We start from the raw sequence: 13,902 nt of genomic DNA, 5'->3' as shown, positions 1-13,902 counted from the left end.
TTCCCCGATAGAATATCGGGAAAAGGCCGTGGCATAATACTCTTTTTATGACTGTCTACTTGACAGGGAGATGACCAGTCTCTTTTTATTTTTGCTTGTTCAATACTTGCCTGTAATGTCTCCATAATATTGATGATGTTTGGAGCAGGAGAGATTGTTTCCGTTTTTTCCTGTTGTTCAATTTTATTTTCGATTAATTCGGTAAGAGCTTCTTTATATTCGTCTGTATATAACTCTTGTTCGAAAGGGTTTGTAAGGTGATGGATTAAATTAATTGCTGCGGTGAGTTCTTGTTTTTGGATCGGATAATTTTCGTTACTTGGTAAGTTAGGTGTATTTGTTATATCGCGAATTTCATTAGGGTAGTGAATGGTTTGCAACATAAGTCCATCTTCAAAGTTACGGATAATAGCTAAATGTTGTTTTTTTCTAATAGCAATATGAATAAGCCCAAGTTTATTTGTACGTTCAAGAGCTTCTTTTAATAACAAATATGATTTTTCATGTCCTGGGGTAGGGCCTATAAAATAAGAGCGGTCATAAAGAACAGAATCGATTTCGTCATTTTGGACAAAAGATATAATACGAATGGATCGTGGTTCGTGAGCTTTTTGCAACGCAGCTAATTCTTTTTCATCCATAATAATGTATTTATGAGGTGCGTATTCATAGGCTTTTACAATATCTTTATCATCAATTTCTTCATCCGTACAATCAGGAGCAAATTTTTTATATTTAATAGGTGTCAAGCACTCTTTATGGAGACTTAAAAATTTTATATCGTTTTCTTTTACGGCACTATATAGTTTAATTCCTATATTTAATAGTCCAAGTGAAAGTGCACCTTTCCAGACGGTATGCAAATGAAGCCTCTCCTTTCGTTCAAAAATGATTATGTATATTATGAGATAGTAAGAAATTTCCTATACGTTTTTTGTTTTTTACGGAAGGGATTGGGATATAAAATATATTGACAAGCCCTCCAAAATATTTTAATGTGATTGTATAAAATTGTGTATATAAAGGGGAGTAACTTATTACAGTAAAGTCGTCATTACAGGGAGAAACCCTCGGCTTTATTGGCAACGTTTCGTTGTTAGTGAGACCTTTACCAGCAATGGTAAAGGCCCCTTATTGTCTTTTTTAGGACCCTTACCATATTTGGTAGGGGCCTTTTTGTATACAAAGAGAGGAGAAATAAAAATGAAAAAACTGATTAGTAGATTAAGAGTTGTATTTCATGTTCGTCGATTTGTTCCATTCCTATTTGACTTTTTTACTTCAAAAGAGGTTTCAATAAAGAAGAAAATCTTATCCATTGCTTTTTTAGTTGGTTATGTAGCGATGCCGCTCGATTTAATTCCAGACTTCTTACCGTTTATCGGTATTTTAGATGATATTGGAATTGTGTTATTTATTCTGAACCGAATTGTAAAGATGGCGCCAGTTCAATTACAAGAAAAGCATAACGTAAACGTAGGATAGGAGTTGGAGTAGAAAATATGGAGCAAATGATTTTAGATATAATCGAGTTTTTAAAGCAGTTTTCTTATTTTGGAGTTGTATTGGCTTTAACGTTTGAATTTATTCCAGCAGAGGTAGTTTTGCCTATGGTTGGGTATTGGGTGTACGAGGGCGATATGAATTTTTGGCTAGCTGTATTAGCTGGAACACTTGGGGGAACGACAGGACCATTAACGTTATATGCACTCGGTTATTACGGTGGTCGTCCTCTATTAATAAAATATGGGAAATACTTCTTGATTAAAGAAGAACAAATTCAAAAAGCAGATGATTTCTTTGAGAGATATGGACCAGTTGTAGCATTTGTTGGACGCTTTGTACCGGGAGTTCGAACACTTATTTCTGTTCCATGTGGTATGGCAAAAATGAATATATGGAAATTTAGTATTTATACATTTGTAGCAATGTTCCCGTTAACGACTTTATATGTCTATTTTGGAATGAAATTAGGTCCACATTGGGAAAAGGCTGCGGATATTGTTGGACAATATATGCTACCGATATTATTAGTCGTGATTATTGTTGTCGGTGGTATATTTATCTATAAATTTATGAAAAAAAGAAACAAAACGGAATCTATCTAGCCACATGAATATTTTTTGAAAATAGACGAATAGTACAGGCAAAAGACTCTGGGGGACATACACATATAGGGAATATAAAAGAGAGAGGGGAAACAACTATGTCTTGTGAGTGCTCAGGGTCAGCTTTAACTTGTTGTCCAGATAAAAATTATGTGCAAGATAAAGTGTGTAGTCCGTGGTCAGGAACTGTAGTAGCAACTGCTATTACGAATGTACTGTACAACCACAAAGTAGTGGGTCATTTACAGTAAGATACTTTACTACAATTCAAATCGTAACAACGGGAACGGGAGTAAGTCAAGGGCAATTATGTCTAACAGTACGTTATCCAATTTCATAAGAAAAAGCATACCAAAATGGTATGCTTTTTCTTATAGTTTGTAAGTTGAGGTCATAAATCACTTTAAAAGCAAAATGAGAATTGACAACAATATTTTCCTTCTATATACCGAATTGGATTATTTGGGAGATTAATAATTGCCACAGATTGTAATGATTGACCTGTATATGACATTGTGTTGCCAGGATAGACAGTGAAAGTATTTGTCACCTGTCCAATAATTTGAACTGTAACCGCTTCAGTACTACTAGTGCTATTATACACAGAAATATTACCCGATATTTTAAGTACACCATCTCCTTCCCATAAGATTAATGTAGAACCTTCAGAAGGCGGTGGAATTTCTTTTGTTATAAAAAAATTACCAGCGAATTCATTGTTGACTAATTCACAAGATGGTGGGTCAGGGGGAGTAGGTGGATCATAGGGAGGGCAAATGATAGATAAAGGGGCATAACAGCCGATATTTTTTTTACAAGCCATTAATAGCTCCTCCCTTCATAGTTTCTTTTTATTACTATTAAATGTGGCAAAACGATAGTTGTGTTAATAAAGGGGCAAAAAATTTCAGGAAAGTTTGTTTAATAGGCGTCCAACTCATAATCATGAATAAGAGTCTGTTAGACAAAAGATGGTTGTATAAGATAATACAAATAATGTTGGATGTTACAGTAAATTGACTGTATATTTACAAAAATTAAATAAATTTTATTTCTAATTTATATGAAGTTAATATGTGTTCAGTACAATAATCATTGTAATTAATTGATTATATGAGGAGGATTCATGTGGAAAGAACAGCTTTACGAAAAGTAAAAGGACTTATTGGATTATTAATGGTTTTTGTATTAGCGTTCGTATCATTTCCGTGGAGTACATCAGTTAAAGCGGAAGAGAAGAAGCAAGAAAAGGCACCGAGTGAGAAGAAGATAGTTTTTCCAGTTGTAAGTGATGTACATATTAAGAATAGTGGAACGGATGATACGTTTCGCTGGAAACGAGCAATCGAGCAACTGAATACACTTGCACCTAAACAAGATGCGTTTGTAATTGTGGGAGATTTTACTGATTCAGGATCACTGCAACAATATGATCGTTTCATGCAAGTGTATAATGAAAATGCAAATAAAGATGCTGTGCGAATGAATTCTCTTGGTAACCATGATTATTGGAACGGTTTATCTGTAGAGGGCGCACAGAAGCGTTTCTTAGAAAAAACAGGAATGGAATCGATTTATTATCACAAAGTGGTAAAAGGGTATCATTTCCTTGTTATGTCTCCGGAAGATGGGACAACTCATGGATATTATTCAGATAAGCAAATTAATTGGTTAAAAGAAGAAATGGCAAAGGCACAAAAAGATGATCCAGAAAAACCAATTTTCGTATTTTTACACCAACATATTAAAGATACAGTATATGGTAGCCAAGAGTGGGGAACAAAAGATAGTGCGAAAATTAACGAGGTGTTAAAAGAATATCCACAAGTTATTACATTTTCAGGCCATTCACATTATCCGTTAGACGACCCGAGATCGATTCATCAAAAAGACTTTACATCAGTTGGTACATCTTCAGTAAGTTATATGGAAGTTGAAGGTGGTAAAGTACAAGGGAATATACCGCCAGGAGCTAGTACATTAAGCCAAGGCTTATTAGTGGAAGTAGACGATAAAGAGGTAACGATTAATCGCCGTGATTTCCATACAAATTCTTGGACAGGCGAGCCTTGGAAAATTAAATTACCAGCAAAGAAAGAAACATTTACACATGTAGAAGATCGTGATAAAGAAAAGCCTTACTTTGCAAAGGATGCAAAGCTTGCGGTATCAAATGTAACAGAAAATGCAGCAACAGTAACATTCCCACAAGCGCTGGATAACCTTCTTGTTCATTCTTATCGCGTACAAGCTAGAGATAAGCAAACGGGAGAAATAAAGAACAAATTGTTGGCATTCTCAGAGTTTTATCGTGATCCAGTGCCGAAAGAGCTCACATTTACACTGGCAGGGTTAGATGGTGGGAAAACATATACACTTGAAGTAGTTGCGATTGATTCATTTGGCAATGAAAGTGTACAACCATTAACGGCGGAAATTACTACGAAAAAAGATAATATTGACCCGAATGTGAAAGTACCAAAGGCTGATGTTTTCGATGTGAACTTTGCAGATGGTACATTTAAAGACAATTCACCATTTGGTACAAAAGGTGATGTGAAGGGCAATGTGACTATTGAATATGATAAAGCATTGAAAAAGAATGTTATGAAATTAAACGGAAAAGCAAACACATTTGGATACCTTCCATTTTCAGCAGCACAAAAAGAAAAAGTTGCAAATACGTTTACTTTAGAAACAGTATTTACAATGAATGAAATTCGCGGACAAGGTATTTTGCAAAATACAGAGAGTGGCGGAATTGGTTTTGAATCTACAGGAAATGGATATGTTGAATTATGGGCTCACATTGGTGGCAGTTATAAACGTGTTGGCGTTCAATTAGAAGCAAACAAAACATATCACTTAACAGGAACGTATAACGGAAGTGAGGTAGCTATTTATGTCGATGGCAAAAAAGTAAATAGCCAACCGGCTACAGGAAAAGTGTATCATCCAAATGTACCATTTGCACTTGGAGCGGATCCTGATAGCAATGGGAATGGTGGCATTCCGTTAAATGGACAAATCGCGCTTGCGAAATTATATAGTAAAGCGTTAAGTTCTTCAGAAGTATTAGCAGCGTACAATGAGTTTTCTAACCGTACGAAATTAGAGCAAGTAAATGCGTTATTTGAAGAGCTTGGAAAAGTGAAAGAAGTGCTAGCTGGTACGTATGAATTTGGTGATAAGCCAGGTCAATATTCAAAGGAAGCTTTTCAAGAATTAGAGAAAAGCTATAATAATGCAAAACAAGTATTTGAAAATGTAGCGAGTACGGGAGAACAAATTGTTCAAGCGTATAATGAATTAAAAACTGCAAATCAAACATTTATACAATCTAAAGTAGTAGAGCAACCGAAAACATTGAAAGAAAAATTACAAATGAATATTGAATCTGCAAAAGCAGTATTGAAAAAAGCGCAAGCTGCAAATGTAACGGACGGTTCAGTGAAATCATTGAGTCAAAAAATTACAGTGGCAGAAGCTGTATTAAAAGATGCGAAAGTAAAAGATGCACAAGTAGAAACGATGAACCGTACGATGGAATATGCGATTTCACTCGTTGAAAAAAGCATAAACAAATAAGAGTGAAGAAAAGAAGCTTATCATGATAGGCTTCTTTTTTGTTATACTAAAAGTAGCATAGAATGAAGGAGCGAATAATTTGGAAGAGAAAAAGTTAAAAAGAATTCTTGAATATGTATGGATCGCGGTTGTGCTCCTTGTAGGATATTATTTCTTAAAAGAAAAAAGTATATGGGTTCTATTTTTAATGACGTTTTTATTAGCGGGTTTAGGCACGTTATTTATTAACTTCTTCTTTGATAGTTTAAATGCATGGAAGAAGAAAAAGAAGGGAACGAAGTAAAGGAGGGAATATATGCAAAAGTGGAAGCTTATATATCAGGTGATTATTTTTCTATTGCTTGTAGGTATTGGCGTTTTTAAATACTCAACACCGATAGGAAATTGGGCATCGTTTACAGCTTGCATCGGCATATTTTTCATTTTACAATCGTTAACGAAAAAATATAATAATACAGAAAGATAGCTCGCCGTTTTATTGGCGAGCTATTTTGTTATGCTTTTTTCTGTTCATCGTTTGCTTTTTCAGTAGCTAAATGACTATGTTTTCTAGAGTAGAAGAAATAGAAGCATAAACCGACTATAAGCCAAGCTATAAAGCTAATCCATGTCGTTTTAGATAAATTAGCCATTAAATATAAACAGCAAAGAATAGCGACAACTGGTAATACAGGTACGAAAGGTGTACGGAATCCGCGTTTCAAGTCAGGGTGTGTTTTTCGTAAAATAAGTACTGCGCAGCAAACGAATGTGAAGGCTGTTAATGTACCGATATTTACTAAATTCGCTAATACGTGCAGATCTAAAAGTCCTGCTAATAAAGCGGCAACAACACCAGTAATCCACGTATTTAATAAAGGGATTTTCACTCTTTTATTTACACGTGCTAACGCTTTTGGAAGTAGGCCATCGCGGCTCATCGCATATGAAACGCGAACTTGTCCATACATAACGACTAAGAGAACGGTTGTCATTCCAGTCATCGCTCCAACAGCGAGTAGTCCTGCAATCGTATCTTCACCAACGAAATGCAAAGCAAACGCAACTGGATCAGAAACATCTAATTGTGTATACGGAACCATACCTGTTAAAACGAAAGATACAATCATGTATAAAACAGTACAAATAAGAAGGGAACCGATAATGCCAATTGGTAAATCACGCTGTGGTTTTTTCGTTTCTTCCGCAGCGGTTGCGATTGCATCAAAGCCTAAGAAGGCGAAGAATACAGTAGCAGCTCCAGTAATAATACCGTCGTATCCGAATGGGATGAACGGTGTCCAATTTTCAGGTTTTACATATTTTGCACCTGCTACGATAAAGGCGATAATAACGGCTAACTTGATCAGAACCATAATATTATTAATGCGTGCGCTTTCACGTATACCAAAACTTAAAAGACCAGTAATGATGAGTAAAATACAAACAGCTGGTAAATCAATGAGACCACCTTTTCCTACGCCAGGTGCCGAGGCGATTATGGCGGGCAGATGGATGTTAAATCCTTGTAGTAAAGACTGTAAATAACCAGACCAACCGACAGCTACTGCTGCGACTGCCAGTAAATATTCGAGCATTAAACACCATCCGACGATGAAGGCGACGACTTCCCCGACTGTCATGTATGCGTAAGTATACACACTTCCTGAGACAGGAATAGAAGAAGCAAATTCGGCATAACAAAAGGCTACACAAGCACAAGTAAATGCAGCAATAAGAAATGATAACATAATACCAGGACCAGAATGTTTCGCTGCAACAATACCTGTTAATACAAAAATCCCTGTGCCAATTACGGCGCCAATTCCTAAAAACGTTAAATCAAGTGCGGTTAATGTTCTTTGTAGTTGTCGTGGTGATTCAGTAGTAATCGCCTTTTTTCGTAATAATGATTTCACTTTGGACTCTCCCCCCGTTTTTCATTTCCATAACTGCGAATGTAGTATGAGCCCACTAGAAAAGAGTATGTAAGGAAATCGAGGTACAGTTATGGTGCGTAGTTTTTAAAATTGCTGGATTAATCTTAATATAATTCAGAATATTTTGTCAAATAAAAATATGACAAATAAAATGCGGATGAATAGGAGAAACTACTTGCAGGAATGGACGAGGGTTAACGACCCACTGATTAAAGTTAAAGTAGGAGAAGATGCTATGTTATTTTATTTTGAACTTGTCGTCATTTTACTTTGTACGAAATTAGCTGGTGATATTAGCGTGAGGCTTGGCCAGCCTTCTGTACTTGGTAAATTAATTATCGGTATTATTATCGGTCCAGCTGTACTTGGTATTATAAATAGTTCTGAACTGATTGATGAGCTGAGTGAGATTGGTGTTTTACTCCTTATGTTTATGGCCGGACTTGAAACAGATTTAGAAGAACTAAATCGGAATTTAAAATCATCATTTGCAGTAGCAGCTGGTGGAATTATTTTTCCTTTCATCGGTGGTTATGTAACAGGATTGCTGTTTGGACTAATACAATCTCATGCAATTTTTTTAGGGTTATTACTTTGCGCAACGTCAGTTAGTATTACGGTGCAAACGCTAAGAGATTTAGGGAAAATGAATACGAGAGAAAGTACAACGATTTTAGGTGCTGCCGTATTTGATGATGTCATTGTCGTTATTTTATTAGCATTTGTTATGAGCTTTTTAGGAACGCAAGATGTGAATATAACACTCGTTATCGTAAAGAAAATTATTTTCTTTGTCAGCATCGTTTTTATTGCATGGAAAGTTGTTCCATGGATTATGAAAATGCTTGTGCCGCTTCGTGTAACAGAAGCGTTAATTAGTGCAGCTCTTATCATTTGTTTCTCGTTTTCGTATTACAGTGAAATGATGGGGATTGCAGGTATTATTGGAGCATTTGCAGCCGGAATTGCCATTTCTCAAACAGAGTATAAGCACGAAGTAGAACATAAAATTGAACCGATTGCGTATGCGATATTTGTGCCAGTGTTCTTTGTAAGTATTGGAATGGAAATTACATTTCAAGGTATCGGAAGCCAGCTTTGGTTCATTATCATTATGACGCTTATTGCGATTTTCACAAAGTTAATTGGATCAGGTTTAGGAGCAAGGTTAACAGGATTCAACCTTCAATCTTCTATTAGTATCGGGGCGGGTATGGTGTCGCGCGGAGAAGTGGCACTTATTATCGCGGCCAATGGACTTGCGGCGAATTTATTAGCGAAAGAAAATTTCACAGCGATTGTTATTGTCGTTATATTGACGACGATTATTACGCCGCCGCTTTTAAAGAAATATTTCGTGTAAAGAGGAAGAGCTTATCTGATGTAGGTAAGCTCTTTTTTTATTGGAAAAGCAATAGTCATGTGGCATGAAAGGTTTGTAATTATGGTAAAATCTATGTATGTGATATGACAAGGAGAAGGATGTGTTTGAGGATTACGAAGGGAAAGATTATAGGTGTAATTATACTTCTTTTATTGTGCATACCATTTACTGCATGGAAAGAATCAAAAGTGAAAGATTTTCCGGTTTCTATTTTCTCGGAAGAAGCAGATGGTGAGTACGACCAGAAGCTGAAATATACTGCTTTTTTACCTGATGTTGCGATTTGGATGAACGGTTGGGAAAAGAAGTGGACAGAAGGGGAAAGAACCGTTTATCAAAAAGGGAATCGCATTGTAAATGTGTTTCATCCTCCTGGCGATGATGGTTTTTACCTTCTTGAAGCAAGAGAAAATAAGTAAACGCAGCCGTAAGAAGTGGAGGTTAAATAGTGAAAGCTTCAACGTTACTATTTAAAATTGAAAGTAATATGGATCAATTTTCACCAGCTGAAAAGAAGGTTGCCATGTACATAACGGAGAATGCAGAGATTGTTCCGAACTTAACGACGAAAGAAGTGTCAACGAATGCGGGCGCAAGTGAGGCGAGTGTTGTTCGCTTTTGTAAGTCGATTGGAATCGGAAGTTTTAAAGCATTTAAAATCGCGCTCGTTCGCGAATTAACGATTGCTGATTATAATATTAACGATTTTTCAGTGATGAATACGGAAGATGGACCGTACGACTTGTTTAATAAAGTTACGTATGTGAATAAAGCTGCAATTGAGGCGAGCGTGACGGCGATAGATAAAAAAGAACTTGAAAAAGCTGCAGATCATATTGTAAATGCCGATAAAATTATTTTTTACGGGGTAGGCGGATCAGCTACTCCGGCGATGGACGGAGCTTATAAATTTACAAGGCTCGGATTTACAGCGATGATGCTATCTGATTTTCATATGATGTTGCCACTTGTGACGAATTTAAAAGAAGGCGATATATTTGTGGCAATTTCAACATCTGGTCGTACGAAAGATGTACTTGAAATGGCGCAATACGCGAAGAGACAAGGTGCAACAGTTATTGCGATTACGAAGCTCGATCAATCATCACCGTTATATAAAGAGGCGGATATTCGTCTTTGTATGCCAGATGTAGAACAAGATCATCGTATTGCGAGTATTGCTTCAAGAATGACGCAATTGAACATGATAGATGCTCTATATGTGATTACTTTTAATCGTATTGGTAATAAAGTGTTGGATCAATTTATGGAGACAAAAGAAGAAGCTTTGCGATTACGGAAGTTGAAATGAGAAGATGGGGAAACCCATCTTTTTTGCATACGGACGGACATAAATTCGTCATGAAAAGAAATTAAATTTCATAAAATAGTAAAGTAATATTGATTTTAAATTTCTTGAAGTTATAATAAAAGTATGAAATTAAATTTCAAAGTAGGTGGGAATATGTTAGAAAATTTATCGACAGAACATCGTAATGAGAAGACGATGAATTTAGATGAGATGAGCATAAAAGAAGTTCTGCAAAGTATGAATGAAGAAGATCGAACTGTTGCATTAGCAGTTGAAAATGAAATAGAGCAGATTGAAAAAGTTGTGCAGACTGTTATTAAATCTTTCGAAGAAGAGGGCCGATTAATTTACATTGGGGCTGGTACAAGTGGCCGTTTAGGTATTTTGGACGCAGTGGAATGTCCGCCGACATTTGGCACAGACGATAAAATGGTGCAAGGATTTATAGCAGGCGGATTGAAAGCGTTTACTAAAGCGGTAGAAGGTGCAGAAGATCGCGAAGAATTAGCAGAAGAAGATTTAAAAAGTATTGGATTAAATGAGAAAGATACTGTAATTGGAATTGCAGCAAGTGGTCGAACTCCTTATGTTATTGGTGGCTTGAAGTACGCGAATCGTGTAGGAGCGAGTACAGCTAGTATCTCCTGTAATAAAAATGCTGAAATAAGTAAATATGCAAAACTAAATGTGGAAGTAGAAACAGGCGCAGAAATTTTAACAGGCTCAACGCGTTTGAAGGCTGGTACAGCGCAAAAATTAGTGCTCAATATGATTTCAACAGCATCTATGATTGGTGTTGGGAAAGTATATAAAAACTTAATGGTAGATGTGCAATCTACAAATGAAAAGTTAATAGAACGATCAAAACGAATTATTGTGGAAGCAACAGGTGTTAGTTATGAAGTAGCGGCAGAGCATTATGAAAAAGCAGAACGTAACGTGAAAGCTGCGATTGTTATGGTGTTATTGCAGTGTGAGTATGGGGAAGCACTGCAGAAATTAAAAGAAGCGAAAGGGTTTGTAAAAAAGGCACTATAAAATAATAGGGAGGGGGATTCTATTATGAAGAAAGAAGAGAGAATGGCCAGAGAAATTTCAGAGCAACTTGGGGGAGTAAAAAATATTCGTGGCATTGCTCATTGTATGACGAGACTACGATTAACGCTTCATGATGAAAGTAAAGTGAATATGGACCTTTTGAAAAAGGTTGAAGGGGTTATGGGAGTTATTGAAGATGAGACGCTTCAAGTTGTCGTTGGTCCGGGGACGGTAAATAAAGTAGCAGCTGAAATGGAAGGTTTAACGGGACTCCGAATTGGTGAGGTGGCAGATCATCACCTTGAAGATCTTGGCCAAGAGATGAAGTCAGAGATTAAGAAGAAAAATAATACACCGGTGAAAAACTTTTTAAGAAAAATAGGAAGTATTTTCATTCCATTAATTCCGGGTCTTGTTGCATCAGGTATTATAAACGGGGTTGCTAACTTTGCGAAAAACGCAGGTGCTGATCCGAATGCAACGTGGCTACAAATGTTGCTACTCATTGGCGGCGGTATCTTTACATTCTTAGGCATTTTAGTCGGCTGGAATACAGCGAAAGAGTTTGGCGGGACACCGGTTCTTGGGGCAATTGCTGGTATTTTAATTTTTAACCCGGCGATGGCGACTGTAAAATTATTCGGTGAAGCGCTCGTACCCGGACGGGGCGGATTGTTTGCCGTTATTTTTGCAGCGTGGCTTATGGTTGTAGTGGAAAGACAAGTTCGAAAAGCTGTACCAAATGCAGTTGATATTATTGTAACGCCGCTTATTACTGTGTTAGTCGTAAGTATCGTAACGATGTTAGCAATTCAGCCAGTAGCAGGTTTCTTATCTGAAGGAATTACAAGCGGAATTAATGGTATTTTAAGTATTGGTGGCGCGTTTGCGGGAGCAGTACTTGCAGGAACATTTTTACCGCTCGTTATGGTCGGATTACATCACGGTTTAACACCGATTCATATGGAGTTTATTAATCAAACGCACGTAACACCTTTATTACCAGTACTCGCAATGGCTGGAGCTGGGCAAGTAGGAGCTGCGATCGCCATCTATGTGAAAACAAAAAACAAACGACTTCGTAACGTAATTAAAGGGGCATTACCAGTTGGATTTTTAGGAATTGGCGAACCGTTATTATACGGGGTTACATTACCACTTGGGAAACCGTTTCTTACCGCTTGTTTAGGGGCAGCTGTCGGTGGTGCATTCCAAGCAGTTATGAAAACAGCTGCACTCGGAATTGGTGTATCAGGATTATCATTAATTCCGTTAATTGCTGATAATAAATATTTACTATATTTCCTTGGATTAGTCGTTGCATATACGTTCGGGTTCATCTTTACGTACTTCTTCGGATTTAAAGAAGAAATGGCAGAAAACATATAGAGAAAGGGATTCCTTTCTCTTTTTTTATTCATAGAAAGGGAGATTCATATGCTAGGAGTATCAATTTATCTTTCAAAAGAGCGAGTAAAGAAACAAGAAGAATGGCTAAAAGTAGCGAAGAAAAACGGGTTTGCATCTATTTTTACATCACTTCATATACCAGAAGATGACCCTGTTACGTATAAAGAGTTAATTCAAATACTTGGGAAGCAAGCTCTTGAAAATGACATGGAATTAATGGTCGATGTTTCTCCAAAATCGTTACACCATTTAGGGATGACGTATGAAAATGTGGAGGAGCTATTGGACTGGGGCATTACAGGCTTAAGAATGGACTACGGCATTGCGCCAAAAGAAATCGCGCGCGTATCCCATAAAATGAAAGTAGCCTTAAATGCGAGTACGATTACAGATTCATTTTGGAAAGAGTTAATCACTGAAAAGATACGGATAGAGAATGTAGAAGCGTGGCATAATTTTTATCCGCGTCCAGAAACAGGACTAGCGAAGTCCTTCTTGCAAAAGCAAAATCAATACTTACATGAGTGCGGAATAAAAACGATGGCATTTATTCCGGGAGATGGTGAAAAACGTGGTCCGCTATATGAAGGCTTACCAACGTTAGAAAAGCACCGCAATATGCGCCCGCTTGAAGCGTACTTAGAACTTGTACAAGATTGTGGTGTCGATAAGGTGTTAATCGGGGATATAAGCGGAAGTGTAGAAAGTGTACAAGAGATAGCGAGTGCAAGTAGAGGGATTATTCCGCTGCGGTACAAATCGTTTATAACTGATAAAGAAGTATTAAAAATGGTAGAGCAAGTGCATACGAATCGATTAGATCCAGCTCGTGATGTCATTCGCTCGGTAGAATCGCGAGAAGAGCATAAAGTGATTTTACAGCCGATGCATACCATTTCAAGAAAGAAAGGCAGCATTACAATTGATAATGAATTGTACGGTAGATATGCTGGAGAAATGCAAGTTGCCATACATGATTTGCCTGTAGATGAGAAAGTGAACGTTGTTGGCATGGTTGTAGAAGAGGATATATCTTTATTGCCGTATGTTGGTGCTGGAAAAATGTTTCAACTTTTTTGTGCGATAGAGTAAAAGCTTGAATTAGCACTATTTTGTAAGAAAACATTATCCGTAAAAGGGATA

The 13,902-nt window shown here is 36.9% G+C and carries 14 protein-coding genes and 1 pseudogene; 12 read left to right on the top strand and 3 right to left on the bottom strand.

Features of this window, described 5'->3' with window-relative positions:
• Window positions 1-863, bottom strand: an 863-nt coding sequence (ku, locus tag PDQ68_RS22290; protein WP_270786961.1) for a non-homologous end joining protein Ku, incomplete at its 3' end; no start/stop codon positions are given.
• Between the two features lie 340 nt (window positions 864-1,203).
• Between ku and PDQ68_RS22285 the strand changes: the two genes are divergently transcribed.
• The 3 genes and pseudogenes from PDQ68_RS22285 to PDQ68_RS22275 all read left to right on the top strand — a co-directional run bounded on the left by PDQ68_RS22285 (window position 1,204) and on the right by PDQ68_RS22275 (window position 2,448).
• Complete coding sequence (locus PDQ68_RS22285) at window positions 1,204-1,485, top strand: YkvA family protein (RefSeq protein WP_000733844.1); 282 nt, start codon at window positions 1,204-1,206, stop codon at window positions 1,483-1,485.
• A 17-nt stretch (window positions 1,486-1,502) separates the two neighbouring features.
• Window positions 1,503-2,108 (top strand): DedA family protein, encoded by a 606-nt coding sequence (locus tag PDQ68_RS22280; RefSeq protein ID WP_061183532.1) that lies wholly within the window; start codon window positions 1,503-1,505, stop codon window positions 2,106-2,108.
• A gap of 98 nt (window positions 2,109-2,206) precedes the next feature.
• Window positions 2,207-2,448, top strand: a pseudogene (locus tag PDQ68_RS22275) (S-Ena type endospore appendage).
• A 63-nt stretch (window positions 2,449-2,511) separates the two neighbouring features.
• Here PDQ68_RS22275 and PDQ68_RS22270 read toward each other — a convergent pair.
• On the bottom strand, window positions 2,512-2,931 hold the full coding sequence (locus PDQ68_RS22270) for an S-Ena type endospore appendage (protein WP_016716547.1): 420 nt from the start codon (window positions 2,929-2,931) through the stop codon (window positions 2,512-2,514).
• Window positions 2,932-3,236: 305 nt separating this feature from the next.
• Between PDQ68_RS22270 and PDQ68_RS22265 the strand changes: the two genes are divergently transcribed.
• From PDQ68_RS22265 to PDQ68_RS22255, 3 genes are all read left to right on the top strand, one after another.
• Complete coding sequence (locus PDQ68_RS22265; RefSeq protein ID WP_061183533.1) at window positions 3,237-5,696, top strand: LamG-like jellyroll fold domain-containing protein; 2,460 nt, start codon at window positions 3,237-3,239, stop codon at window positions 5,694-5,696.
• A 79-nt stretch (window positions 5,697-5,775) separates the two neighbouring features.
• Window positions 5,776-5,979 (top strand): hypothetical protein, encoded by a 204-nt coding sequence (locus tag PDQ68_RS22260; protein WP_000391504.1) that lies wholly within the window; start codon window positions 5,776-5,778, stop codon window positions 5,977-5,979.
• A 12-nt stretch (window positions 5,980-5,991) separates the two neighbouring features.
• Entirely contained in the window at window positions 5,992-6,162 is a 171-nt protein-coding gene (locus tag PDQ68_RS22255; protein WP_016716549.1) for a hypothetical protein, read from the top strand.
• Window positions 6,163-6,190: 28 nt separating this feature from the next.
• On the opposite strand, the gene PDQ68_RS22250 is transcribed toward PDQ68_RS22255, so the two are convergent.
• Window positions 6,191-7,594: a branched-chain amino acid transporter BcaP gene (locus PDQ68_RS22250; protein ID WP_000838699.1), complete on the bottom strand. Its 1,404-nt coding sequence runs from the start codon at window positions 7,592-7,594 to the stop codon at window positions 6,191-6,193.
• Window positions 7,595-7,754: 160 nt separating this feature from the next.
• Here PDQ68_RS22250 and PDQ68_RS22245 point away from each other — a divergent pair, with 160 nt between their 5' ends.
• The 6 genes from PDQ68_RS22245 (at window position 7,755) to PDQ68_RS22220 (ending at window position 13,851) form a co-directional block, all read left to right on the top strand.
• Window positions 7,755-8,978, top strand: coding sequence for a cation:proton antiporter (locus tag PDQ68_RS22245; RefSeq protein ID WP_410973922.1), 1,224 nt, complete (start codon window positions 7,755-7,757; stop codon window positions 8,976-8,978).
• A 125-nt stretch (window positions 8,979-9,103) separates the two neighbouring features.
• A complete protein-coding gene (locus PDQ68_RS22240) occupies window positions 9,104-9,418 on the top strand; it encodes a hypothetical protein (protein ID WP_001223243.1) in 315 nt (104 codons plus the stop codon).
• Between the two features lie 29 nt (window positions 9,419-9,447).
• A complete protein-coding gene (locus PDQ68_RS22235) occupies window positions 9,448-10,311 on the top strand; it encodes a MurR/RpiR family transcriptional regulator (protein WP_061183534.1) in 864 nt (287 codons plus the stop codon).
• A gap of 153 nt (window positions 10,312-10,464) precedes the next feature.
• Entirely contained in the window at window positions 10,465-11,349 is an 885-nt protein-coding gene (murQ, locus tag PDQ68_RS22230) for an N-acetylmuramic acid 6-phosphate etherase (RefSeq protein WP_061183535.1), read from the top strand.
• Between the two features lie 24 nt (window positions 11,350-11,373).
• Window positions 11,374-12,738: a PTS transporter subunit EIIC gene (locus PDQ68_RS22225; protein ID WP_049114271.1), complete on the top strand. Its 1,365-nt coding sequence runs from the start codon at window positions 11,374-11,376 to the stop codon at window positions 12,736-12,738.
• A 48-nt stretch (window positions 12,739-12,786) separates the two neighbouring features.
• Window positions 12,787-13,851, top strand: coding sequence for a DUF871 domain-containing protein (locus PDQ68_RS22220; RefSeq protein ID WP_061183536.1), 1,065 nt, complete (start codon window positions 12,787-12,789; stop codon window positions 13,849-13,851).
• Window positions 13,852-13,902 lie beyond the last annotated feature (51 nt).

Origin of the sequence: Bacillus cereus group sp. Bc010, from assembly GCF_027716745.1 — a bacterium.
Classification (GTDB): domain Bacteria; phylum Bacillota; class Bacilli; order Bacillales; family Bacillaceae_G; genus Bacillus_A; species Bacillus_A pacificus.
Note: the sequence above shows the minus strand (reverse complement) of the source record. Positions and strands in the feature narration are given on the sequence as shown.

What these genes read in the sequence shown, in the direction of transcription:
- PDQ68_RS22285 (WP_000733844.1), top strand. Translation starts at nt 1,204, where the DNA reads ATGAAAAAACTGATTAGTAGATTAAGAGTTGTATTTCATGTTCGTCGA.
- PDQ68_RS22280 (WP_061183532.1), top strand. Translation starts at nt 1,503, where the DNA reads ATGGAGCAAATGATTTTAGATATAATCGAGTTTTTAAAGCAGTTTTCT.
- PDQ68_RS22270 (WP_016716547.1), bottom strand. Translation starts at nt 2,931, where the DNA reads ATGGCTTGTAAAAAAAATATCGGCTGTTATGCCCCTTTATCTATCATT.
- PDQ68_RS22255 (WP_016716549.1), top strand. Translation starts at nt 5,992, where the DNA reads ATGCAAAAGTGGAAGCTTATATATCAGGTGATTATTTTTCTATTGCTT.
- PDQ68_RS22245 (WP_410973922.1), top strand. Translation starts at nt 7,755, where the DNA reads ATGACAAATAAAATGCGGATGAATAGGAGAAACTACTTGCAGGAATGG.
- murQ (WP_061183535.1), top strand. Translation starts at nt 10,465, where the DNA reads ATGTTAGAAAATTTATCGACAGAACATCGTAATGAGAAGACGATGAAT.
- PDQ68_RS22225 (WP_049114271.1), top strand. Translation starts at nt 11,374, where the DNA reads ATGAAGAAAGAAGAGAGAATGGCCAGAGAAATTTCAGAGCAACTTGGG.
- PDQ68_RS22220 (WP_061183536.1), top strand. Translation starts at nt 12,787, where the DNA reads ATGCTAGGAGTATCAATTTATCTTTCAAAAGAGCGAGTAAAGAAACAA.